The organism is Mesorhizobium sp. M1338 (assembly GCF_040318045.1).
Classification (GTDB): Bacteria; Pseudomonadota; Alphaproteobacteria; order Rhizobiales; family Rhizobiaceae; genus Mesorhizobium.
On sequence record NZ_JAMYLL010000156.1, the window covers coordinates 1 to 705 of the forward strand.

Here is a 705-nt window from a genome sequence, read left to right on the forward strand (position 1 = left end):
CCGGCCGCGAAGCCCTCGGCGCCGCGGCGATGGCCGCTGTGACGGTGGTCGATCTGGAGACGGACACGTCCGCCTGGGCCGGGCTGCCCGCTTCCGATCCCGATCCCTACGCCCTCGGCCTCACCCCCCGCCATCTCGCCTATGTCATCTACACCTCAGGCTCAACCGGAGCCCCAAAGGGCGTCATGGTCGAGCATCAGGGGGTGGTCAATCTGGGCTTGGCGCAAATTGCGCTTTTTGGCGTTCATTCAAACAGCCGGATCGTGCAGTTCGCCTCCTTCGGCTTTGATGCAAGCACCTGGGAGCTTGTCATGGCGTTTGGCTCAGGCGCTGCGTTGCATTTTCCTGGGGATGAGATCCGTCAAGCAAGTGGCAAGCTGTCGGATTACCTTCGAAACGAAGCCATCACGCATGCGACTTTGCCCCCCGCACTGCTTCAGGGAAGCCAGAATCTGGATGGTCTGGCGTCGCAAGTTGTCATTCTTGCTGGGGAGTTGCCGAGGGCCGAACTGATCCGGGGCCTTCCTGCAGCCTCTATCGTCAACGCCTATGGACCCACCGAAACAACTGTTTGTGCGACGGTTTGGAGTTGTCCCAAAGACTTTGCTGGATCAATCGTTCCGATCGGCCGTCCGATTGCGAACACGCGGGTGTATCTTCTGGACGGCCATGGCGCGCCGGTTCCATTCGGGGCGGTGGGCGAGC

Annotated in this window: 1 protein-coding gene; it reads left to right on the top strand. The window is 61.4% G+C overall.

The window, feature by feature from the left end:
* The coding region (locus NKH19_RS33435; RefSeq protein WP_352983994.1) for an AMP-binding protein at nt 1-705 on the top strand (705 nt) is incomplete at both ends.